The following is a 21,473-nucleotide window of genomic DNA, read 5'->3' as shown; positions in this document are numbered from 1 at the left end:
TTATCCCACCATTCCCATTAAGTATACTACTGTAAAGATAAATACCCATACAACGTCGATAAAGTGCCAGTATAGAGAAGCTAAATAGAACTTTGGAGCATTGTAAAGGTTTAAGCCACGTTTAGCGTTGCGAAGCATTAAGCTTACAATCCATAGAAGACCGAAAGCTACGTGCCCTCCGTGGAATCCAACTAGTGTGTAGAAGGCTGAACCAAATGCACTACTAGTAAAAGTATGCCCGTATTCGTGTACGTAATGATTAAACTCATAAATCTCTAATCCAAGGAAAGCTGCACCTAGTAGAACCGTAACTAATAACCAAGCCTGCATGCGTTGGAAGTTATAGTTCTTCATGTGATACATTGCATAAACACTTGTAAGAGAACTTGTTAAAAGTAACATAGTTGCAATAAATGCAAGTGGTAAATCAAAGATGTCAGCAGCAAGTGCATGACTGTCACTAGGAACTTTGTCTTTCAGCGCTAAATATGTTGCGAAAAGAGATCCGAAAAGAACCGTTTCTCCACCAAGGAAAAACCAAAATCCCATAAACTTGTTTTTCCCCTCAAGGGTTGCCTTTTCAGGGGAGGCTGGCCAGGTCTTTGGCGTGAATTTTTCTTCAGCATGCATTATGCCTTACCCCCTTTATCATCATCCATTAAATCTTCTTTATGAACATGATATCCATGATCATCAATTACAGAACGGAAGAACATTGCACCTAATGTGATAAGCATTCCAATTACCAGAACAGGGATTGCCCATGCTTTATCACCATCCGGATGATACATAGCACCAAATGCTGCTATGAATAACCCGAGTGAAATGATTACCGGTAAAATCGAGTTATTCGGCATATGGATATCTCCGATAGGTTCTGCCGGTGTAAGATCTTTTTTACCTTCCATTTTTTCTAGCCAATAAGCATCTAAACCACGGATAAGCGGAGTTTGCTTAAAGTTATAGAATGGTGGTGGTGATGGAATCGCCCATTCAATGGTACGTCCGTCCCCCCATGGGTCATTAGAAACTTTAACCCCTTTGACTTGTGTCATGATGACGTTAACAAGAAGTACAATAACCGCGACTCCCATGAAGCCCGCTCCAATGGAAGAGATTAAGTTTCCTGTTTCCAATCCTTGACCAGGCAAGAACTTCCAAATACGACGAGGCATACCCATTAAACCAAGGAAATGCTGAATAAAGAATGTTAAGTGGAATCCGATAAAGAATAACCAGAAAGCGATTTTCCCTAAGAAATCATTTAACATTGTACCGAACATTTTTGGCCAGTAATAGTGAGTACCAGCCAATAGGGCAAATACTACCCCACCTACGATAACGTAGTGGAAATGGGCAACAACGAAATACGTATCATGGAACTGATAGTCAGCTGTTGCAGCTGCGTTCATGATTCCGGTTACTCCACCTGCTACGAAAGTAGGGATAAACGCTACTGCGTAAAGCATTGGAGTAGTGAAGCTGAGACTTCCTCCCCACATTGTAAGGAGCCAGTTAAAGATTTTGATACCTGTTGGAACGGCAATGGCCATTGTCGCAACGGCGAAGATTGCATTTGCGATTGGTCCAAGACCTACTGTAAACATATGGTGAGCCCAAACCATGAATCCTAAGAAACCGATAAGTACGGTCGCAAATACCATGGATGAGTATCCGAATAAACGTTTTCTAGAGAAGTGTGGAATGATCTCAGAGAAAATTCCGAAAGCAGGTAATACAAGGATGTATACCTCAGGGTGACCAAAAATCCAGAAGAAATGCTCCCAAATAATGGTGTTACCGCCATTTGCTACATCAAAGAAATTCGATCCGAACATACGATCAAATAACATTAAGAATAATCCTACCGTTAAAGCAGGGAACGCAAATAAAATAAGTGCCGAGGTAACAAAAACTGTCCAAGTAAATAGCGGCATACGCATGTATGTCATACCTGGAGCACGCATATTAATGATGGTTACAAGGAAGTTGATCCCACCTATTAATGTACCTGCACCTGAAATCTGTAACCCTAGTACATAGAAATCAATTCCATGTCCTTTAGATGCCATTGAGAGTGAAGCATATGAAGTCCACCCGGCATCTGGTGCTCCACCTAAGAACCATGAAAGGTTAAGGAAAACTCCACCTGCGAAGAATAACCAAAAACCTAATGAATTCAGGAAAGGAAATGCAACGTCACGAGCACCGATTTGTAAAGGTACAACCGCATTCATGAATGCGAATATTAACGGCATGGCCGCTAAGAAAATCATCGTTGTACCGTGCATTGTTAAAACTTCGTTGTATAAGCCAGCACTAACAAAGTCATTGTTAGGAACAGCAAGCTGTATACGAATGATAAGAGCTTCTAATCCACCGACTAAGAAGAAGAATCCTCCAGCCATAAGGTAAAGGATGGCGATCTTTTTATGGTCTACTGTTGTTAAATAGTCCCAAACAGTCGCGCCGAAGCCTTTTTTCTGTGCATAGCTACTCACGATTAAACCTCCCTTTAACTAATCCCCAATTAATCTTGAACTTTTAATCCCATCAGATATTCTGCAAGGGCATCAAGTTCGTCTTCCTGCAGGTTACCATATGTACCTGTCATCTTGTTACCTGGCTTATACTGCTCAGGGTCTACCAGCCAATTTTTCAGCTCTTCTTCATTGTGATCCAGAATACCTGCGATTCGAGTACGCTCACCAAAGTTTGCTAAGTTAGGAGCAAGACGAGCTGATTCCGGACGTCCATCCTGAGGCGATACTGCGTGACAGCTTAAGCATTTTTGGTTGAAGATTTCTTGTCCTTGTTGTGCTAAATCAGAAGATGGTTTAGGTTCCCCTGCATTTTTCATATCTTCTACCCATGCCGTAAACTCGTCCTTAGGAAGCGCTTTTACTTTAAAGTCCATTAAAGCATGAGAAGGTCCACATAGCTCAGCACATTTTCCGTAGAATAATCCGCCTGCTTCTTTAGACTTTTCTCCATCAAATTCAAGGAAGAAGGTGTTTACGTTGTCGACGTTTGTATCAATCTTTCCTCCAGCAGCTGGAATCCAGAAAGAGTGCTTAACGTCAGAAGCTGTAACATTGAAGTAAACCCTTTGATCGGTTGGTACAACTAAATCCTGGGAAGTGATGATTTTTTCATCCTCATACTCAAATTCCCACCAGTAAAGATTAGCGCGAACGTTTATAACTAAAGCTTCGCGATTACCATCTGCGTCTTTTTTATCCATAGCCTTTGTATCAGCTAATTCGAAAGTAGACGTTACGGTCGGAACAGCTAAGATAAGAAGAAGGATGATTGGAATCACTGTCCACACGATTTCAAGTGTGTGACTTCCTTCAACTTGTTTCGGAATAGTAGTATCTCCTTTTTTTCTACGGAAACGAATAATCGCTACCATATAGACGATGACTACTACAATGATTACTAATACCATTATTAACGTAGACAGTATCATTAAATCATATTGTGACTGTGCTACTTCACCAGCTGGCTGTAATGTGGAGAGAAATGGCTCTCCACAACCAGAAAGAACTAGCGCTAACATTGCTACAATTGAGAATAAGCGCCACTTAGATAGCCTTGCTTTCATAGCTTAATCAAACCCCACTTTCATGTAATATACTTTTGAATAAAACAAGGACTCATAAAAAATATCTATTTGGATTTCTTATCAGAAAGAATTCCCACTAATCTTATAGTACGGTAACGATAACCATCGCTACGAACAAGATAGTTAAATAATTTAGTGAATAGACAAACATAAGTTTTGACCACTTAATATCATCTTTCATTTTGTAACCGGCTAATCCCAGTGCAAGCCAGCCAATGTTAAAGGCTGTTGCAAGTATAAAGAAGAACATACCTAAATCCATCAAGAAGAATGGCAGAGGCAGTAAAGCTGCAACCCATGCAACGATATGGTGCTTGGTTGTAGCAAATCCCTTTACTACGGGAAGCATCGGTATATTCGCTGCTCTGTATTCTTCCACTCTCTTCATCGCTAAAGCGTAGAAATGAGGCGGCTGCCAGATAAACATCATTAGGAATAGAATCCAAGCGATGATATCCAGATTTGCATCTACAGCTGACCAACCAATTAGTGGTGGGACCGCACCTGAGATACTCCCTACAATTGTGTTGCTTACGTATTTCCTCTTAGACCACATTGTATATAATACAACGTAACTAAATACCCCAATGATTCCTATCACACCTGCAGTGACGGTGGTCATAAATAACATTATGATTCCCACTGCAATCATAATTAATCCCAAAGACAAAGCTTTAGGTGCATTGATCTTTCCTGTTACGGTAGGACGTCCCTTCGTACGTTCCATCAGAGGATCGATGTCTCGATCATACACATTATTTATGGAGCAGGAACCCGCGATAATAAGGGAAGAACCTATCAATGTTAGGAACATCGTATCAAGAGAATTTAGAAAGTGTGTATTAGTAAAGTAAAAAGCTAACCACATACCTGTAAAGGTTGTAATTAAGTTTGAATTAACGATACCAATTTTGATTAGTGCTAAAAAATCCTTCCAAGCAGTTGAGGTTGTCAAATCTGCTTCTTGAGCGTTAGTCATCATTCGACTAGACATTCTCTTCCTCCTCTCTATAAAAAGCCAGAGGCCAGTTACCACCTCTATACTATATAGGAAATGATTCTCTATTTCTATATCCATCTGTTAATTCATGCACAGATAAGAAATAGTATATATGCTATCAATATTATATTAAACCATATATTTTTTCCTTTTTGGGGGAGAATTAGACAATAATGTGAAGAAATTGTGAAGAATGAAAAACGCAGACGTTTCTTCATATTTCTACAAACATTTTAAACCCATCATACCATAAAACGAAGCTAAGCGCTTACAGATTTTGTTTTTCTGCAAATTAGTCTTTATCTACTAATAGTTATTCTCTTCTAGTTATTCTCTTCATATAAATAATTATCATGCTCATAATTCTGTAACATTTTATCGGTTGAGTTTTACTGACCTTTTATGTATTATCGTAGGGGCATATATATTTTTCTACTATATTTATAAATTAGAAAGTGTGTAGAGTCTATTAATTAAGAAGGTGAATAGATTGCATAAAGGTGTCCACAAAGGATTAAAGTGGCTTGCCGTTCTCACTACTCTTGGTATGTTATTTGTTCTATTGGGAGGAGCCCTTGTTACGAAGACTGAATCTGGTATGGGCTGCGGACGATCTTGGCCACTATGTAACGGACAATTGATTCCAAGCGATATAACGTTCGAGCTTGTCATAGAATTGGCACACCGGGTTGTCTCCGGTGGTGTAGGATTATTAGTATTGGCATTATCGGTATGGTCATGGAGAGCGATTGGATATAAGCGTGAAACAAAATTCCTTGCTGCACTCTCTTTCTTTTTCTTAGTTTTACAAGGTCTAATCGGAGCTGCTGCTGTACTCTGGGGGCAATCAGACTTCGTACTTGCACTGCATTTTGGGATTTCTCTTATATCATTTGCTTCAATTCTATTATTAACACTTCTGATTTTTGAAGTCGATCAGAAATTTGATGCCAACTCATTGGTCATTAATAAACGTATGAGATTCCATACAATAGGAGTCACTTTATATAGTTATATTGTTGTTTATACCGGTGCTTTAGTCAGACACACGGATTCGAGCTTAGTGTGTAAAGATTGGCCGTTATGTGTTAACTCGTCTCCGGGTCTGCCCTCCAATCTATATGAGTGGATTCAAATGGGGCATCGGACAGCGGCAGGACTCATTTTCTTATGGATTGCTTATATCACATATATTGCGATTAAAGAGCATAAGCACCAAAAGGTTATTTATTGGGGATGGATCATCGCGTTTACGCTGGTATCCCTTCAAGTCATGTCCGGAGCACTCGTGGTGTTCACAAGACTAAACTTGGGGATCGCTTTATTGCACGCATTGATCATCTCTTGTCTATTTGGATTACTTTGTTACTTTATCCTGCTCATCTCAAGAAGTAAATTGAAAGCATAACAAAAAAGGATTCCGGTCATAACCGGAATCCTTTTTTGTTTATGCTTTTTGAACTTCTATTAATAGGTCACCAGGGCTAATGGCGTCACCATTTTGCACATAGATGTCTTTCACTACCCCTGCAAACGGAGCTTGAACGGTCGTTTCCATTTTCATGGCTTCGGTGATCATTAAGTGATCCCCTTTTTCAACCGCCTCTCCTTTTTCTGCAATAACCTTGATCACGGTTCCAGGCATGGAAGCACCAATATGAGTCTCATTTTTTGCGTCAGCCTTCATCTTGGCTGCTACTGTCGATTTAATACTTTCATCTTTTATCACAATTTCACGAGGCTGACCATTCAGTTCAAAGTAGACGATTCGTGTACCATCGGCCTGAGCCTGTCCAATGGAAACGAGCTTGACAATAAGTGTTTTCCCGGTTTCAATTTCAACCTCAATCTCTTCGCCAAGTCTCATTCCGAATAGGAAGGTTGGCGTATCGAGAACGGAAATATCACCAAATTGATCCATTGTATGTGCGTATTCCATAAACACTTTAGGATATAGAGCATATCCAAGAGCATCGAAACTAGTGACAGGGCGTTGCAGTTCTTCGAAGAGCTTTTCTTTGAGTGCTGTGAAGTCTACATCATCAAGGAGCTCCCCAGGTCGAACGGTTAATGGAGTGCGCCCTTTCAGAATCACGCTTTGTAAGTCTTTCGGGAATCCGCCATGGGGCTGACCCAAATATCCTTCGAATAATTCAACCACTGAATCAGGGAAATCAATCTTTTCTCCTTTTTCAATCACATCTTTCTCCGACAGATCATTCTGCACCATGAACAACGCCATATCCCCAACAACTTTTGATGAAGGAGTAACCTTTACGATATCCCCAAAGAGGTGGTTGACCCTTGCATACATTTCTTTTACTTCTTCCCAGCGATGACCCAATCCTACAGCTTTTGCCTGCTGCTGAAGATTACTATATTGTCCCCCGGGCATTTCGTGCTTGTAAACCTCTGAATGCGGAGACATCATGCCGCTCTCAAAGTCTGTATAGTATTTTCGAACGTCTTCCCAATAGTGGGAAAGAGTCTCCAGTGAGTTAATATCTACATTCGGTTCTCTTTCGGTTCCTTTCAATGCGTAGTAAAGTGTATTGGCACTTGGTTGAGATGTTAATCCAGACATCGTGCTAAGGGCTGTGTCGACAATATCCACACCTGCTTCAATGGCTCTTGCGTATGTGTATATACCGTTTCCGCTTGTATCATGGGTGTGTAAGTGGATAGGCAGACTGACCGTATCTTTCAGTTCTGAAATAAGTCGGTAGGCTGCCTGTGGTTTTAAGAGCCCCGCCATGTCTTTAATCGCTAAAATATGCGCTCCGCCTGCTTCTAACTCTTTTGCAAGATTCTTATAGTAATCGATACTATATTTGGTCCGGGTAGGATCTTCAATGTCTCCTGTATAACAAATGGCTGCCTCGGCGATTTTCCCACTTTGTCTGACCGCATCAATGGCTACTTCCATCCCCTTAACCCAGTTTAAACTGTCAAATATCCGGAAGACGTCAATACCTGCGAATGCAGATTTCTCAACAAATTCTTTTATGACATTATCAGGGTAGTTCTTATATCCAACGGCATTTGATGCTCTCAGCAGCATTTGGAATAGAACATTGGGAATGTCCTCTCTCATTGTTAATAATCGATTCCAAGGATCTTCCTTTAAAAAACGATAGGCTACATCAAATGTTGCCCCTCCCCACATTTCATAGGAGAACATATCAGGAAGTAGGTGAGATGTTGGTTCTGCAATTTGCTTCAGGTCGTTTGTTCTGACACGCGTAGCCAGTAAAGATTGGTGCGCATCCCGGAAAGTTGTATCAGTCAGGAGCACTGAGTTTTGTTCCTTGACCCAATTTACCAACCCATCGGCACCATGTTGATCTAAAATTTGCTTTGTCCCAGGTTTAAAGTCTTGTTTCAAGTCAAGAGCCGGAATCCTAGGCTTAGAGAATACAGGCTTTTTCTTCTTCTCGATTCCCGGGAAACCATTCACGGTTACATTTCCGATATAAGAAAGCATCTTCGTACCACGGTCTTTTCGTTTCGGAAAAATAAACAGTTCAGGTGTCGTGTCTATAAAGGATGTATCATATTTACCTGTTATAAAGTTTTCATGCTTAACGACATTTTCAAGGAAAGGAATATTCGTCTTGATTCCACGTATTCTAAACTCTTGAAGATTTCTGACCATTTTGGATGCAGCTTGTTCAAATGTCAAAGCCCACGTGGACAGTTTAACAAGAAGGGAATCATAGTAAGGAGTAATGACGGCTCCCTGGAACCCGTTACCTGCATCCAATCGAACCCCGAATCCCCCGCCTGAACGGTATGCCATGATCTTCCCTGTGTCAGGCATAAAGTTGTTCAATGGATCTTCCGTTGTCACACGGGATTGAATGGCAAACCCATTTGTCCGGATTTCTTCTTGAACAGGTATGCCAAGTTTACTGCTATGTAGTGCATAACCTTCGGCAATCATTAATTGCGATTGGACAATATCCACTCCGGTAACCATTTCCGTAATCGTATGCTCTACTTGAACGCGAGGGTTTACCTCGATGAAATAGAACTGCTCATTTGCAACCAGGAACTCAACCGTCCCTGCGTTCACATACTTTACATTATCCATCAACCGGACGGCTGCCTCACAAATATCCTCTCTCAGCTGATCACTCAAGGATACGGATGGTGCTATTTCAACTACCTTTTGGTGACGTCTCTGGATGGAACAATCACGTTCATATAAGTGAACAATATTGCCGTCTTCGTCCCCAAGAATTTGAACTTCTATATGTTTTGGATTCTCGACAAATTTTTCAACATAAATTTCATCATTACCAAAAGCAGCTTTCGCTTCAGATTTAGCGCGCTCGTATGCTTCCTTTAAGCTTTCCAGGTTACGGACGATACGCATTCCCCGTCCTCCGCCACCTAATGAAGCTTTAATGATGATCGGGAATCCATGGTCCTTCCCAAAGCTAATGACTTCTTCTAACGTTTCTACAGGTCCATCTGTTCCCGGTATAACCGGGATGTTCGCTAATTGGGCCTGATGACGCGCCTTTACTTTGTCACCGAACATATTTAAGTGCTCTGAATGAGGCCCTATGAAGGTAATCCCCTCTTCTTCACAACGTCGGGCAAAATGAATATTTTCGGACAAAAAACCGTAACCGGGATGGATGGCATCGACATCGGCGTTCTTTGCGATTCGAATGATCCCTTCTATATCTAAATAAGCATCAATTGGTTTCTTTCCTTCTCCTGTCAGGTAGGCCTCATCAGCTTTATATCGATGATATGCTCCCGAATCTTCCTTACTGTAAATGGCGACGGTTCTAATATTAAGCTCTGTACATGCACGGAACACACGGATGGCAATTTCACCGCGATTTGCTACTAATACTTTTTTGATTTTCTTCAATACACTCTCTCCTTTAGGCTATTCATGATTGAAAATCTCTGTAAAGCAGTCTATGAAAAAAGGGCTGACCCGAAAGATAATAAAGAAGTATCTTAGGGGGCAGTCCCTAGACTAGAGTTTTAGATACTCTATCAAAGTGACCTACATTTTTACACCATATATTTTTTTGCTATTATCCATATTCTCCGAAGGATAGCCATTTTCCTTCTTTGTTTTATATTTTTCTTCATATTTTACAAACATCGACACATTCACAAGGACACCCATCGACAAAGATAGCACTAATAGTGATGATCCTCCATAGCTGATGAATGGAAGTGGAACACCTGTAATCGGAATTAATCCGGACACCCCTCCTAAATTAATGAAGGCTTGAATACCGATCATACTGGATATTCCGATGGCCAGCATCGTTCCAAAGGGGTCCTGACATTTAACTCCCGTATAAATCCCCCGAAGCACGATATAAGAGAGGCCGAGAATGACAAAGCTTACCCCGAATACACCTAATTCTTCAGCAATGATAGCCATAATGAAATCCGTTTGTGGTTCAGGAAGATAACCCAGTTTTTGAACACTCTGGCCTAATCCAAGCCCTTTTACCCCGCCAGAACCAATGGCAAGATATGAGTTCACTAAATGGTAGCCTTCCCCTTGGGCATATTTAAACGGAGATAAATACGCTTCAATCCTGCTAAGTCTTTCTTTTGTGAAAATAAAGCCTCTTGCCAGGTATATGACCGGTGACAGTACGATCAACAGACCCACGCCCAACCCAGCCAGCTTGAAGAATGTTTTATAACTGATCCCTGAGCAGGAAATGACGATTGCTCCAATGGCGAAAATAATAGCCGCCGTACCAAAGTCAGGCTCTAAAAAGACTAAAAAACATATAAAACCTAAAAATAGTAATGGCGGGGCAAGGCCCTTATTAAAATCATCTATGTATGTCTGTTTCTTGGAGTATACAGAGCCGAGATAAATAATGACTGCAAGCTTGGCGAACTCCGATGGCTGAATGGGCATGAAACCTAAATTAATCCAGCTTTTTGCGTTGTTTACTTCATAACCGAAAATATGTACTCCAATTAATAATCCGATAACGATAAACATGAGTCCCTTGATTATTTTCCCCACCTGGAAGGCTTTGTATGGAAACCATGCTGCTATTGTAAAGGCAAAGAACCCGATGAGAATATTGATCATCTGCCTTTTATAGAAATGGTCACTTTCCCAACCAAATCGTTCTACAGCCATGACCATACTCGCACTATAAATCATTACCAGACCAAACAGACAAAGAAATACATATACAGCGATTAACGAATAATCATAGGACTTTGCAATTTTTTTAATCATGACATTTCAATCCTTTTTTTCTTATATCATTTAAATAAATCCCAACTAATCAGAATCTTTAACAAAAAAACTCAAACAACAGATCTATGTATTGTTTGAGTTGTCATGACTATTTTACTTTTTTGTAGATGCTTCATGAAGGGCAGAAAGTTGTCTTTCTAAAGAATCAATCAGCTCTTTTCCATCTTGATCATCTACTAATCCTAAACGGACTGCAAATTCTATTTCACGAGATAATCCGAACATTTGGGTATCCAATACTTCCTCATAAAGAGGACATTGGGGCATCGTTAAATTATCCATTTGTACTTTAATAAGTTGTAAAATCTTTTCTGCGTCGGCCTTTAGTAGTTCATAGGCTTTTTCTCGGTGATTAATTGTCATTTCTGGCGCCACAGTGATCCCCCCATTCCGAACAAATAGCTTTCCTGTCTTAAAATTTTATCGTTAAATCAGAGAAATTGCAAGAAAAATAAGTGTATTCCCCGGGATTCTATGACAGAAATTCGAATTATGATTTCGGAGGGATCCCCATGAAAATTCTTTTACAAATGTCTATCCCGAACTCGCTAAAAAAACATATCCTTATGTGACAGGGCGTGACCCTTCGTTAAAATATACTCCAGGAATATTCATCACTGAGCATTTCAAGGAGCTTTAGTCCTGCACTGCTATTCCCGACATTATCTAGTGCAGGACCAAAGATTCCGATTCCACACTTCCCGGGAACAGCACCCATGATTCCACCTGACACTCCACTTTTCGCCGGAATACCCACTTTAATGGCAAATTCTCCAGAAGTATTATACATCCCGCACGTAACCATGAACGTTTTACAAATTCTCGCAACATCTCTCGTTATAATTTCGCGCCCACTTTCAGGATCCACGCCATCATGGGCAAAAACTGCCCCCATTTTAGCAAGATCGACACAGCTCATTTCCACCGCACATTGTTTTGTATAGAGAACAAGTAAATCTTCAACATTTCCGGTAATCACACCGTGCTGCTTCATAAAATAACAAAGCGATCTGTTTAAATTGGCTGTTTGCAGTTCAGAATAAGCCACATCCTCATTATATGATACCGTGTCCCCGGTCATATGATTTATAAACTCTATTAATCGTTCCCACTTTTCCTTTCCGGTGTTTCCTTTAATCATATTCGTGACTGCGAGTGCACCTGCGTTGATCATCGGATTTAGGGGTTTGGAGGGCTTATGGGTTTCGAGTTTTGCTATGGAATTAAAAGGATCACCCGTAGGCTCCATGCCAACCTTTGAGAAGACGTGATCCTCCCCATAGTCCATTAATACAAGAGCAAGAGTGATGACTTTCGATATGCTTTGTAGTGTGAACTTCTTTAAATGATCTCCTGCATAACAAGAATGATTATCCAAAGTATATATACTTATCGCCAAGTCACTTGGGTTTTGATCCTTTAGTGCAGGTATATAATCTGCAACTTTTCCTTCTGCTGCAGAAGGTCTTGCTTTCTCCACTAATTCTTCCAACAGCTCCTGAGTTCTAATCACTATCGTATCAGCTCCTTTAGTCCTACCTTTAGTTTCCCTACTTTCACCGATTGAAAACGTTGAAAATGCTTTCAACTTAGTGTGACAAACCTTTAAATAACAGATATACTGAAACTATCAGCGAGAGGAGGAGTCTTAATTGGAAAGCATAGTACCCATAAAAGGTAAGGTGAAATTCACGATAACTCTGGATTCCGGCGTTTGGATATTTGATGATCGAAAAGTGGATTTAACTACATATTTTGATGAAAAGAATGAGACGATTGACGAATTGGAAGAATATACAAAAGCCGTATCCAAGCATTGGTCACGGGAAATTCAGGAAGGTGCAACCTATCCCCCTACACTTAGGACAGAGAAAAAGTATGAAAAGGAAAAGATTTTAAACGGATCATTCGCTATTCCGTTTGCACCTTTTCTCACAAATGCGGAACCTTTTGAGAATGCAACAACTCTTGTGATTGAAACAGAAACGGATGAACATCGCATGGATCTTGCACACTCAGATCAATTGCTCATCGGATTCTCTAAAGACGGAAAGCCACTAAAGGAAAATGGCCCCGTTCATATCTACTACAAAGACGGATCAAATAGAGAAACCCCCATTACCGATGTTAGAGCCTTTCGAGTAGAATAAGAACATCAAGAAAGCGCAGTGTCGAAAAAAACCGGTTCAGGAACCTCTGAACCGGTTTTTTTACGTTATTATTGTGGTTAAGATACGGTAGTATTAAAGAAGATCAGCAGCAAGTTGAGCAAGACCCGATCTTTCACCTTTCATGAGTTTAACATGTCCGGCCAGTTTTTGATCTTTAAATTTTTCTACCACATACGTTAAGCCATTATTGTATTCATCCAGGTATGGATGATCAATCTGAGCTGGATCACCCATCAAAACGATTTTACTTCGCTCTCCCACCCTGGTTAAGATCGTTTTCACTTCATGCTTCGTTAAGTTCTGGGCTTCATCGATGATGATATATTGATCTGGAATGCTTCTCCCCCTTATATAAGTTAAAGCTTCCACTTCAATTGAACCCATACCCGCGAGGATATCATCCAGCTCACCAGGCTTCTTCGTATTGAATAAGTATTCGAGGTTATCGTAAATAGGCTGCATCCAAGGTCTGAGCTTTTCTTGTTTTTCCCCTGGAAGATAACCAATATCCTTACCTACTGGGACGATTGGACGAGCAACGAGTAATTTATTGAATTTATTGAAGTCCTCAGTCTGAAGAAGACCTGCAGCCAGTGCAAGCAGGGTTTTTCCTGTCCCCGCTTTTCCAATCATGGTGACCAACGAAATATCATCTCTTAGTAACAGTTCAGTTGCCATTGTTTGCTGAACATTGCGGGCCTTGATTCCCCACATATGCTCTTGATCATAGACCAACTTCTTCACTTTCAGTCCGGATGCATCCACCATTCCCAACGCAGAAGCAGAGCTTCCAAGAGCATCCTTCATAATGAGGAATTGATGAGAATAAAATCGTTGTTTCGTTATATCAGAAAGGGTCAGTTCCCCTTTATCATAAAATTTGTCGAGTAACTCTCTCTCGGTGTATAGTTCAATAAAACCTGTGTAAATATCGTTCACCTCGATGACCCGGTCACTCAGGAAGTCCTCTGCCTGTAACCCCAACGCATCAGCCTTTACCCGTACGAGGGTGTCTTTACTAACTAAAATGACCGATTTTCCATCTTTTTTCGCTTCTTCTTCGAGAGATAAGTTTTTTGCCACGGCAATAATCCTGTTATCATTTGTTTTCTCTAAAAAAATTTCCTGAAGTTGCTGAAATGAGCGGTGATTTAGTTCAATTCTTAGTGATCCTCCCGTATATAGAGGGATTTTTTCATGAAGTTTTCCTTGTTGCCGTAAATTATCTATAAGCTTCGATACATGTCTTGCGTTTCTTCCGATTTCATCCATATAACGCTTTTTGGAGTCCACTTCTTCTAATACAACTGCAGGTATAACCACCTCATTATCTTGAAACGAAAAGATGGCTTGTGGATCTTGTAATAAGACATTGGTATCTAATACATAAATTTTATTCAAATCGATGCCTCCTGCTCCTGATTTCTTATTACTATTGTATGTAGCCAATGTTGATCCGGTTATTCCCAGCTACTCAAATAGGACGGCCCGTTTCTTAAAATATATGAATAAACGTATAAAGATAGAAGAAAATTGCACAATAAGAAAAGATATTGATTCTAAATCGGGAGGTATTCACATGTATAAACTCATCTCTCTACTTATGGTAACCATCATTCTTGGTGCATGCGCCAATAAAAATGAGGTCGGGTATGATAATGATTCGAACAGCAACAACAGTAAACCGATCACTGTTCAGGATAGTAATATCCAACATGTTGAACGAAAATCAGGACAGCAAATTTCAAGGCATTTAGTTGACCTGACAACGAGTGTACCAGATGTAAAAGACGCAACAGCTGTAGTCTTTGGAAAATATGCATTTGTTGGAATAGATATCGATTCCGACATTGAGCGTTCACAAGTCGGTTCAATCAAATATTCTGTAGCAGAAGCTCTTCAAAAAGACCCATATGGTGCAGAAGCCATTGTCATCGCTGACCCGGATCTTTATGCACGTTTGAATGAAATCAGCAAAGACATTCAACAGGGCGAGCCGGTCCAGGGAATTATGAATGAATTAGCTGACATATCCGGCAGACTTATGCCTGAAATCCCTCGATCGTTAAAGCAAGCAGATCCGGAAAATGCTCCAAATGAACCAAAAAAGAAAATGAACAACACCAAAGAGAAACAACTTAGGGAAAAACAAGAAAATCAGACTTACGATAAGATTGAATAATCCTGCGATCACTTAAAAAAATGAGGAAAAGCCATGAAAAAGCTTAGAGTACTAAGCTTTTTTCATGGCTTCAATTACTTGACGGTCCAAACGGTCTGCTGCCGTCTTATCATATGTCTTCACATAGGCAGGTTCTGTCGATATTTTCGATCCATAGAACATGACATCTCTTACTTCATTGATAGCAAGTTTAACAAGCGTCAGTTTCAAAGGCACTCCTTCCAGTTTTTCCTCTGAAACCCCTGCTTTTCCGCTTATGGAATAGGTTGATTCATTTGCTATTAGATTCACAACGGCAAGTGGATTGTTCTTTATATTTGCTACAATCCTGGAGCGTTGATCAACAGCAAATAACAATGTGTGTTCATCCTTTGCATAAATCCAAGAGATCGCACTTACATTAGGTCCATGCGTTTGGTGATCGACCGTAGCGAGTGTAACAAATTTTTCTGATTGAAGTTCTTCAAAAAGTGCAGGAATCAAGCTGGGTTCCACTTGGTTAGCCATACAATCCCCCCTTATGCGACTCATTTGACTCATTTCTTCTCTGTTAGTGTTTCATTTCATTCGTGATTCACCTTGATTATACTATACCAAATTCTATTGTTAAAAGCATAAAGGAAAGTTAAATTAAGCGTTTGACTATACTACATGATATACTAAAAAGACTAGACTTATGATTAGAACAAATTGAGGTGTACTGTATGAGAGTAAAATGTGCTCTATGTGAAGTGATAGAAAATATTGATGATTATTCCTTACAAGCGAAGAAATTGCGTAACCGTCCCATTCATACGTATATGTGTGATAAGTGTCATGATCGTATTAAAGAAAAGACGGAAGAACGTGTATCGAGTGGGAATTTCAGGTTTTACCGTTCTCCTCAAGTAGAAGATGACTTTTAAACAAATCTCAGGAACTATTATTGGGCTTGTTTCCGGTACCCTATTAGGATTATTTCTAAAATGGATGCAAGTATTAACAGGCATCAAAGTATATGTCCTGTTATTGAATGTGGATTTCATCCCTGTGTTCGGTGATAAAGACTTGCCTGAATGGATGGAGTTTTTGTTCCACTTGGTTATTTCTTGTGTTATCGGAGTACTGTTCGTGTACATGATGGAAAGGCTGAAAGTTTCTAGTATTGGCTCTTGGCTTCTCTCCCTTGTGCTAACAGTCCCGACTGTATTCCTATATTTCCCTCTTTCGTACCTGGCAATTAAGGATGTACCCCGTTTAATGTATGGTGAGGCAATTATCTTATGGACAGCAGGACATCTTCTCTACGCTCTGTCCTTACCCCCACTATCTAATCTATCTACTGTACGAGGTTAATCTACATAACAAAAAAGCTGTAGTCTCATTCATTAGAGACTACAGCTTTTTTCAGCTTAAAATGTGCCTTTTTTCTTTTCGTTCGTTAGACGAATCTTATATATCACTAAGATAAGAGCTGCAACGACTAGCCCTTCTGCTACTGGTAAAAAGATACCGAGAAACGTTAAAACGGTACATCCCAGAATAAGAAAAGAATAAATCAATATTGATTTCATTACTGGAAGCTTCTTCGCAAAACCGAGCTTATATACTAAGATTGAGAGCCCTACTATGGTTATATAAAGCAACCACATACCCATTTCCGCGTTCTGGTCAACACGGTAAAGGGATGCGAAAAAGGACAAACGCTCAGTTACATCCATTTCCTACTCCCCCTCACTTAGTTTATTGAGACACCTTGCTCTTCTTTTCTGCTCTTTCACGTTCATTCTTATCAAGAATCTTTTTACGAAGACGGATTGATTCAGGAGTTACCTCACAATACTCATCATCGTTTAGATATTCAAGAGATTCTTCTAAAGTCATGATTCTTGCCTTTTTAATGGTTACGGTTTGATCTTTGTTAGCCGAACGAACGTTTGTCGCTTGTTTAAGCTTTGTGATATTAACAGTAATATCATTTTCTCTTGTATGTTCCCCAACGATCATTCCACCATAAATTTCTGTGCCGGATTCGACGAATATAATACCGCGATCTTCCACTTGCATAATTCCGTATTGAGATGCTTTACCTGTTTCCATCGAAACAAGTACACCTTGACGACGTCCGCCAACGCGTCCTTTTTGAAGGGGCTGATAGCTGTCGAATGTGTGGTTGATGATACCATATCCACGAGTAAGAGTCATAAACTCCGTTGAATAACCGATTAATCCACGTGCAGGAACCATAAACATTAAACGGACCTGTCCGTTACCGTTGTTCACCATATCCAGCATTTCGCCTTTACGTTGACCAAGTGATTCAATGACTCCACCCATATATTCTTCAGGAATATCAATTTGAACACGCTCTACAGGCTCACTCTTCACGCCATCGACTTCCTTAATGATAACCTGTGGTTTAGATACCTGTAATTCGTAACCTTCACGACGCATGTTTTCAATGAGGATGGAAAGGTGAAGCTCTCCACGGCCTGAAACCGTCCATGCATCAGGTGAATCTGTTGGTTCAACACGTAAACTTACATCCGTTTGAAGCTGAGCCAATAAACGTTCTTCAATTTTTCTTGAAGTAACAAATTTACCTTCTCTACCTGCAAATGGACTGTTGTTCACTAGGAATGTCATTTGAAGTGTGGGCTCGTCAATACGAAGAACAGGAAGTTGATCCTGATGTTCAACCGGACAAACCGTTTCACCGACGTTAATATCTTCCATTCCTGAAACAGCGATTAAATCACCGGCTTTTGCTTCTTGTATTTCTTCACGTTTTAATCCGAAGAAACCGAAGATTTTCGTTACACGGAATTGTTTAACAGAGCCGTCAAGCTTCATTAATGCTACCTGTTGGCCAACCTTCATTGTCCCTCTGAACACACGGCCGATTCCGATTCGACCAACGTAATCATTGTAATCGAGCAATGCAACTTGGAATTGCAGTGGATCTTCAGAGTTGTCTACTGGTGCAGGAATGTGCTCAATAATTGAATCATATAAACACTGCATGTTTTCGTCTTGTTTTTCCGGATCTGGATCTGTACTTGCTGTACCGTTGATAGCTGAAGCATAGACAACCGGGAATTCAAGCTGTTCATCATTTGCATCCAGTTCAATGAATAATTCCAGTACTTCATCGATTACTTCTTCCGGACGTGCTGAAGGCTTGTCAATTTTATTTACAACTACAATAGGTGTAAGGTTTTGCTCAAGTGCTTTCTTAAGAACGAAACGAGTCTGAGGCATACAGCCTTCATACGCATCTACTACCAGTAAAACACCATCTACCATTTTCATGATACGTTCAACTTCTCCACCAAAGTCAGCATGTCCTGGTGTATCAAGAATGTTGATACGAGAATCTTTATATTGAATCGCCGTATTTTTCGCTAAGATCGTAATACCGCGTTCTCTTTCCAAATCATTTGAATCCATCGCGCGTTCAGAAACTGTTTCATTTTCGCGGAAGATTCCAGATTGCTTTAAAAGCTCGTCTACTAATGTCGTTTTCCCGTGGTCAACGTGAGCAATAATAGCAATATTTCTAAGGTCATTTCTTAATTTCATATTTCCACTCCTGAATATTGGATTTCTTTATACTATTAAAGATAATATATTTCAGTTCAACTAGACCATTATATCACAGCATCTAGAAAAGCCCTAATAAATATTTCATAAAGCCTTTTCTTTCCACTGAAAGTTTCCATAATAATCAATCACATCATTATACCTCTTTGTCTACTCTACCCATTGCACATTATCGAATTGATAGGTAAAATTTAATTGGAAGAGCTATAATGGTTTTAATCTAATGAGGAAAATGATTTTTTCATTTTTTTGGAGGTTTTATCTTGGGGAATATTAAATGGATTTTTGTATTATTTTCTATATTAGCTGCTGTTTCTCTTATGGGAATCGCCATTTCAATCAGTTTACAAAGCATCCTTCTTGCTGTTGTCAGCTTCATTTTTCTATTTATCGTGATGGGCTTCGGTTTCAAGACAAAGAAGAAATATCGTGATGAAGGTCGATTGTAGATTAAAAAGGGGAGACGGGGCAATGAAATTGCCCGTCTCCCTTCTTTATTTCTTTCTTTCAAGATAGTCAGTCAAGATGGTTTGGTGCAGTCCGGGTTTTCCTACAAACAATGAGCTTTTATTCAATGGATTCAAGGGATCCCCATTAAGGTCAGAAACAACTCCCCCAACCTCTTCAATCATTATTTTCCCAGCTGCAAAATCCCATGGAGCCAGTCGCATTGTTAAGTAAGCATCCAATCTACCTGAAGCTACATAAGCCAATTCTATGGCAGCTGATCCATAGGAACGTGTTCCCCTTACATCCTTCACGAGTGGTGCAAGAATTGTTCGGTCAATCCGTTTATTCTCAGTCACCCAAAGTGCATTTAAAGCTACAATCGCATCCTGAACCGGAACTGGATCAAGCTCCGGCAGCTTCACATCATTCATATAAGCTCCGTGTCCTTTATTTGCAAAATATAGCTCATCATGGACGACATCATATATGTATCCTAATTTACCTTCTTCTCCATCATAGATGCCGATAGAGATGGCAAAATTTCGTTGTTGATGAACAAAATTCATCGTTCCATCGATCGGATCGATTATCCACGTAACACTTGATAACTCCTTAAAGTCATCGCCATAACCTTCTTCACCGAGGATTTGATGATCCGGGTATGTATTTCGGATATTTTCAGTAAAGAAATGCTCTGTTGCTTCATCCATATCGGTTACCAAATCATTTCGATTCGACTTCGTTTTAATATTCAACTCTGACTTGAATGATTGACGAATTCTTTCTCCGGCTTCCCGTATCCATGTTCTAACATTTTGATCTAATTCCTTCCAATTTGTCATTGATTATTAGCCTCCAATTTGCGTGACAAAAATCTTATTATCATTACTAATATGGTCGTTTTCATTAGATCCGACTCATATTCATTTTCTATACAAGAGCCACAATATACTACTTCTCCTTTAGCTAAATAGCTTAATGGAAATTAGAGGCTGTTTCAAGTTATTCACCTCGTCGTCCACCGCAATATTAGACTGATCAAAATCACAGGGCTTTATTAAGGACCACAAAAAAGCGAACTCTCTATGCCTATGAGCTCGCCGTTCAACAGTTGAAATTCGACAATATACTTTATACCCATCGAAAGGATTAAAGTTTTATAAGGCCTTCATTTTCATTAGTTCTTCTCGAATCCTCATGAGTTTCTGTTTGGACTTGGTCTGGGTTTCTTTATTCTTCATTTGAATTGCTTCGAACAATACAGCTAATTCATAATCCATTTCAAGTCTTAATACATTCATTCTTTGCTGCTGGACATCACGTTTTTTAGAAGTGTTCATTACTTGTTTCATGGCCATACACCCCTTCCGAGTTTTCAATTTATCTGATTGTTCTGATAATATTTACTACATATTATGAAGTATCATCCAATCTTGTAACTAAAATGTGCAGTCACCCATAGATAAATCAATTCACTACAAGCTTGTACCTCATTATGTTAAGATATTGGTGGTTATAAGGAGGCTACAAGATGAAATTTAATGGTTTCACACAAGAAGATTTCCAAGTTTTCACGATTAATGGGTTAGAAGATCGAATGACTGCCATTCAAGAACAGATCAGGCCTAAACTTGATTATTTAGGCGATCATTTCACTCCAACTTTAAGTGCATTAACAGGAATGGAGATGTTTTTCCATGTGGCTAAACATGCACGTCGATCGGTTAACCCTCCTGATGATACCTGGGTTGCGTTCGCGAACAACAAACGGGGTTATAAAAAACATCCACATTTTCAGATAGGGTTATGGGAAACCCATGTTTTCATCTGGTTTGCTATGATCTATGAAGCTCCAAATAAAGTTGAATTCGGTAAAAAAGTTGAAGAAAATGCAGATAAGATAAGATCATTGATTCCTGGTCACTTTGTTTGGTCTGGAGATCATACAAAGCCAGATGCTACACCTTTTTCTTCCATGTCTCAAGATGAATTCATCGCTTTAAGTGAAAGAGTACAGAATGTTAAAAAAGCTGAGCTTCTATGCGGACTTCATCTGGACCGGGATACAGCTATTAAGCTAAATGGTAATGAATTCATCCAAGAAGTTAACAATGCCTTTGAAACACTTTTACCCCTTTATAAAATGAACTAAACCATATAACGGTTGGGAAAAGCAGAAAGAACGACTGCCA

Annotated in this window: 21 protein-coding genes; 7 read left to right on the top strand and 14 right to left on the bottom strand. The window is 39.8% G+C overall.

Translation table 11 applies throughout. The annotated features are described in order from the left end of the window. The 4 genes from AC6CIB_RS20620 to cyoE form a co-directional block, all read right to left on the bottom strand. A complete protein-coding gene (locus AC6CIB_RS20620) occupies positions 1-630 on the bottom strand; it encodes a cytochrome (ubi)quinol oxidase subunit III (protein ID WP_044337518.1) in 630 nt (209 codons plus the stop codon). Next, the gene (ctaD, locus tag AC6CIB_RS20615; protein ID WP_498283878.1) at positions 630-2,501 is read right to left on the bottom strand and encodes a cytochrome c oxidase subunit I; all 1,872 of its coding nucleotides are present in this window, start codon (positions 2,499-2,501) and stop codon (positions 630-632) included. The genes AC6CIB_RS20620 and ctaD overlap by 1 nt, the downstream gene beginning before the upstream one ends. A gap of 29 nt (positions 2,502-2,530) precedes the next feature. Then, complete coding sequence (gene coxB / locus AC6CIB_RS20610) at positions 2,531-3,607, bottom strand: cytochrome c oxidase subunit II (RefSeq protein WP_148968621.1); 1,077 nt, start codon at positions 3,605-3,607, stop codon at positions 2,531-2,533. Positions 3,608-3,710: 103 nt separating this feature from the next. Then, the gene (gene cyoE / locus AC6CIB_RS20605) at positions 3,711-4,622 is read right to left on the bottom strand and encodes a heme o synthase (RefSeq protein ID WP_148968620.1); all 912 of its coding nucleotides are present in this window, start codon (positions 4,620-4,622) and stop codon (positions 3,711-3,713) included. Between the two features lie 496 nt (positions 4,623-5,118). Here cyoE and AC6CIB_RS20600 point away from each other — a divergent pair, with 496 nt between their 5' ends. Further along, a complete protein-coding gene (locus AC6CIB_RS20600) occupies positions 5,119-6,036 on the top strand; it encodes a COX15/CtaA family protein (RefSeq protein ID WP_498283876.1) in 918 nt (305 codons plus the stop codon). 39 nt (positions 6,037-6,075) lie between these two features. Here AC6CIB_RS20600 and pyc read toward each other — a convergent pair whose 3' ends face one another. The 4 genes from pyc to glsA form a co-directional block, all read right to left on the bottom strand. After that, positions 6,076-9,516: a pyruvate carboxylase gene (gene pyc, locus AC6CIB_RS20595; protein WP_498283874.1), complete on the bottom strand. Its 3,441-nt coding sequence runs from the start codon at positions 9,514-9,516 to the stop codon at positions 6,076-6,078. Positions 9,517-9,657: 141 nt separating this feature from the next. After that, positions 9,658-10,875 carry an FtsW/RodA/SpoVE family cell cycle protein gene (locus tag AC6CIB_RS20590; protein ID WP_498283872.1) on the bottom strand — a complete coding sequence of 406 codons (1,218 nt, stop codon included), beginning with the start codon at positions 10,873-10,875 and terminating at the stop codon, positions 9,658-9,660. Positions 10,876-10,989: 114 nt separating this feature from the next. After that, the gene (locus AC6CIB_RS20585; protein WP_498283870.1) at positions 10,990-11,271 is read right to left on the bottom strand and encodes an Fpa/YlaN family protein; all 282 of its coding nucleotides are present in this window, start codon (positions 11,269-11,271) and stop codon (positions 10,990-10,992) included. Between the two features lie 214 nt (positions 11,272-11,485). Continuing rightward, complete coding sequence (gene glsA, locus AC6CIB_RS20580) at positions 11,486-12,412, bottom strand: glutaminase A (protein ID WP_498283926.1); 927 nt, start codon at positions 12,410-12,412, stop codon at positions 11,486-11,488. Between the two features lie 136 nt (positions 12,413-12,548). Between glsA and AC6CIB_RS20575 the strand changes: the two genes are divergently transcribed. Further along, positions 12,549-13,046: a peptidyl-prolyl cis-trans isomerase gene (locus tag AC6CIB_RS20575; RefSeq protein ID WP_498283868.1), complete on the top strand. Its 498-nt coding sequence runs from the start codon at positions 12,549-12,551 to the stop codon at positions 13,044-13,046. 93 nt (positions 13,047-13,139) lie between these two features. Here the strand turns inward: AC6CIB_RS20575 and AC6CIB_RS20570 are convergent, their stop codons facing one another. After that, positions 13,140-14,468, bottom strand: coding sequence for a PhoH family protein (locus AC6CIB_RS20570; RefSeq protein ID WP_498283866.1), 1,329 nt, complete (start codon positions 14,466-14,468; stop codon positions 13,140-13,142). A gap of 178 nt (positions 14,469-14,646) precedes the next feature. On the opposite strand from AC6CIB_RS20570, the gene AC6CIB_RS20565 reads away from it, so the two are divergent. Beyond that, complete coding sequence (locus tag AC6CIB_RS20565; RefSeq protein ID WP_498283864.1) at positions 14,647-15,249, top strand: YhcN/YlaJ family sporulation lipoprotein; 603 nt, start codon at positions 14,647-14,649, stop codon at positions 15,247-15,249. A 51-nt stretch (positions 15,250-15,300) separates the two neighbouring features. Here AC6CIB_RS20565 and AC6CIB_RS20560 read toward each other — a convergent pair whose 3' ends face one another. After that, positions 15,301-15,756, bottom strand: a complete 456-nt coding sequence (locus AC6CIB_RS20560) for a pyridoxamine 5'-phosphate oxidase family protein (protein WP_498283862.1) — start codon at positions 15,754-15,756, stop codon at positions 15,301-15,303. A gap of 197 nt (positions 15,757-15,953) precedes the next feature. On the opposite strand from AC6CIB_RS20560, the gene AC6CIB_RS20555 reads away from it, so the two are divergent. Beyond that, complete coding sequence (locus tag AC6CIB_RS20555; RefSeq protein ID WP_498283860.1) at positions 15,954-16,154, top strand: YlaI family protein; 201 nt, start codon at positions 15,954-15,956, stop codon at positions 16,152-16,154. Positions 16,155-16,218: 64 nt separating this feature from the next. Further along, positions 16,219-16,584, top strand: a complete 366-nt coding sequence (locus AC6CIB_RS20550) for a hypothetical protein (protein ID WP_498283858.1) — start codon at positions 16,219-16,221, stop codon at positions 16,582-16,584. A 56-nt stretch (positions 16,585-16,640) separates the two neighbouring features. On the opposite strand, the gene AC6CIB_RS20545 is transcribed toward AC6CIB_RS20550, so the two are convergent. Then, entirely contained in the window at positions 16,641-16,949 is a 309-nt protein-coding gene (locus tag AC6CIB_RS20545) for a YlaH-like family protein (protein WP_113968356.1), read from the bottom strand. Positions 16,950-16,971: 22 nt separating this feature from the next. Beyond that, positions 16,972-18,810, bottom strand: a complete 1,839-nt coding sequence (gene typA / locus AC6CIB_RS20540) for a translational GTPase TypA (protein ID WP_475141023.1) — start codon at positions 18,808-18,810, stop codon at positions 16,972-16,974. Positions 18,811-19,094: 284 nt separating this feature from the next. Between typA and AC6CIB_RS20535 the strand changes: the two genes are divergently transcribed. After that, positions 19,095-19,280, top strand: a complete 186-nt coding sequence (locus AC6CIB_RS20535) for a YlaF family protein (protein WP_498283856.1) — start codon at positions 19,095-19,097, stop codon at positions 19,278-19,280. A 45-nt stretch (positions 19,281-19,325) separates the two neighbouring features. On the opposite strand, the gene AC6CIB_RS20530 is transcribed toward AC6CIB_RS20535, so the two are convergent. Beyond that, positions 19,326-20,123 carry an inositol monophosphatase family protein gene (locus tag AC6CIB_RS20530; protein ID WP_498283854.1) on the bottom strand — a complete coding sequence of 266 codons (798 nt, stop codon included), beginning with the start codon at positions 20,121-20,123 and terminating at the stop codon, positions 19,326-19,328. A 315-nt stretch (positions 20,124-20,438) separates the two neighbouring features. Next, entirely contained in the window at positions 20,439-20,633 is a 195-nt protein-coding gene (locus AC6CIB_RS20525; RefSeq protein WP_498283852.1) for a YkzI domain-containing protein, read from the bottom strand. 179 nt (positions 20,634-20,812) lie between these two features. Between AC6CIB_RS20525 and AC6CIB_RS20520 the strand changes: the two genes are divergently transcribed. Further along, on the top strand, positions 20,813-21,433 hold the full coding sequence (locus tag AC6CIB_RS20520) for a YktB family protein (RefSeq protein WP_498283850.1): 621 nt from the start codon (positions 20,813-20,815) through the stop codon (positions 21,431-21,433). The last annotated feature ends 40 nt before the right edge of the window (positions 21,434-21,473 follow it).

Source organism: Rossellomorea sp. GQ25, assembly GCF_059758515.1.
The sequence above is the reverse complement of the archived record's forward strand: the minus strand, read 5'-3'. Positions and strand labels throughout refer to the sequence as shown.

Bases quoted from the DNA above. Each gene is read 5' to 3' on its own strand.
- AC6CIB_RS20620 (WP_044337518.1), bottom strand. From the start codon at position 630: ATGCATGCTGAAGAAAAATTCACGCCAAAGACCTGGCCAGCCTCCCCT.
- coxB (WP_148968621.1), bottom strand. From the start codon at position 3,607: ATGAAAGCAAGGCTATCTAAGTGGCGCTTATTCTCAATTGTAGCAATG.
- cyoE (WP_148968620.1), bottom strand. From the start codon at position 4,622: ATGTCTAGTCGAATGATGACTAACGCTCAAGAAGCAGATTTGACAACC.
- AC6CIB_RS20590 (WP_498283872.1), bottom strand. From the start codon at position 10,875: ATGATTAAAAAAATTGCAAAGTCCTATGATTATTCGTTAATCGCTGTA.
- AC6CIB_RS20565 (WP_498283864.1), top strand. From the start codon at position 14,647: ATGTATAAACTCATCTCTCTACTTATGGTAACCATCATTCTTGGTGCA.
- AC6CIB_RS20560 (WP_498283862.1), bottom strand. From the start codon at position 15,756: ATGGCTAACCAAGTGGAACCCAGCTTGATTCCTGCACTTTTTGAAGAA.
- AC6CIB_RS20555 (WP_498283860.1), top strand. From the start codon at position 15,954: ATGAGAGTAAAATGTGCTCTATGTGAAGTGATAGAAAATATTGATGAT.
- AC6CIB_RS20550 (WP_498283858.1), top strand. From the start codon at position 16,219: ATGCAAGTATTAACAGGCATCAAAGTATATGTCCTGTTATTGAATGTG.
- AC6CIB_RS20545 (WP_113968356.1), bottom strand. From the start codon at position 16,949: ATGGATGTAACTGAGCGTTTGTCCTTTTTCGCATCCCTTTACCGTGTT.
- typA (WP_475141023.1), bottom strand. From the start codon at position 18,810: ATGAAATTAAGAAATGACCTTAGAAATATTGCTATTATTGCTCACGTT.
- AC6CIB_RS20530 (WP_498283854.1), bottom strand. From the start codon at position 20,123: ATGACAAATTGGAAGGAATTAGATCAAAATGTTAGAACATGGATACGG.
- AC6CIB_RS20525 (WP_498283852.1), bottom strand. From the start codon at position 20,633: ATGAAACAAGTAATGAACACTTCTAAAAAACGTGATGTCCAGCAGCAA.
- AC6CIB_RS20520 (WP_498283850.1), top strand. From the start codon at position 20,813: ATGAAATTTAATGGTTTCACACAAGAAGATTTCCAAGTTTTCACGATT.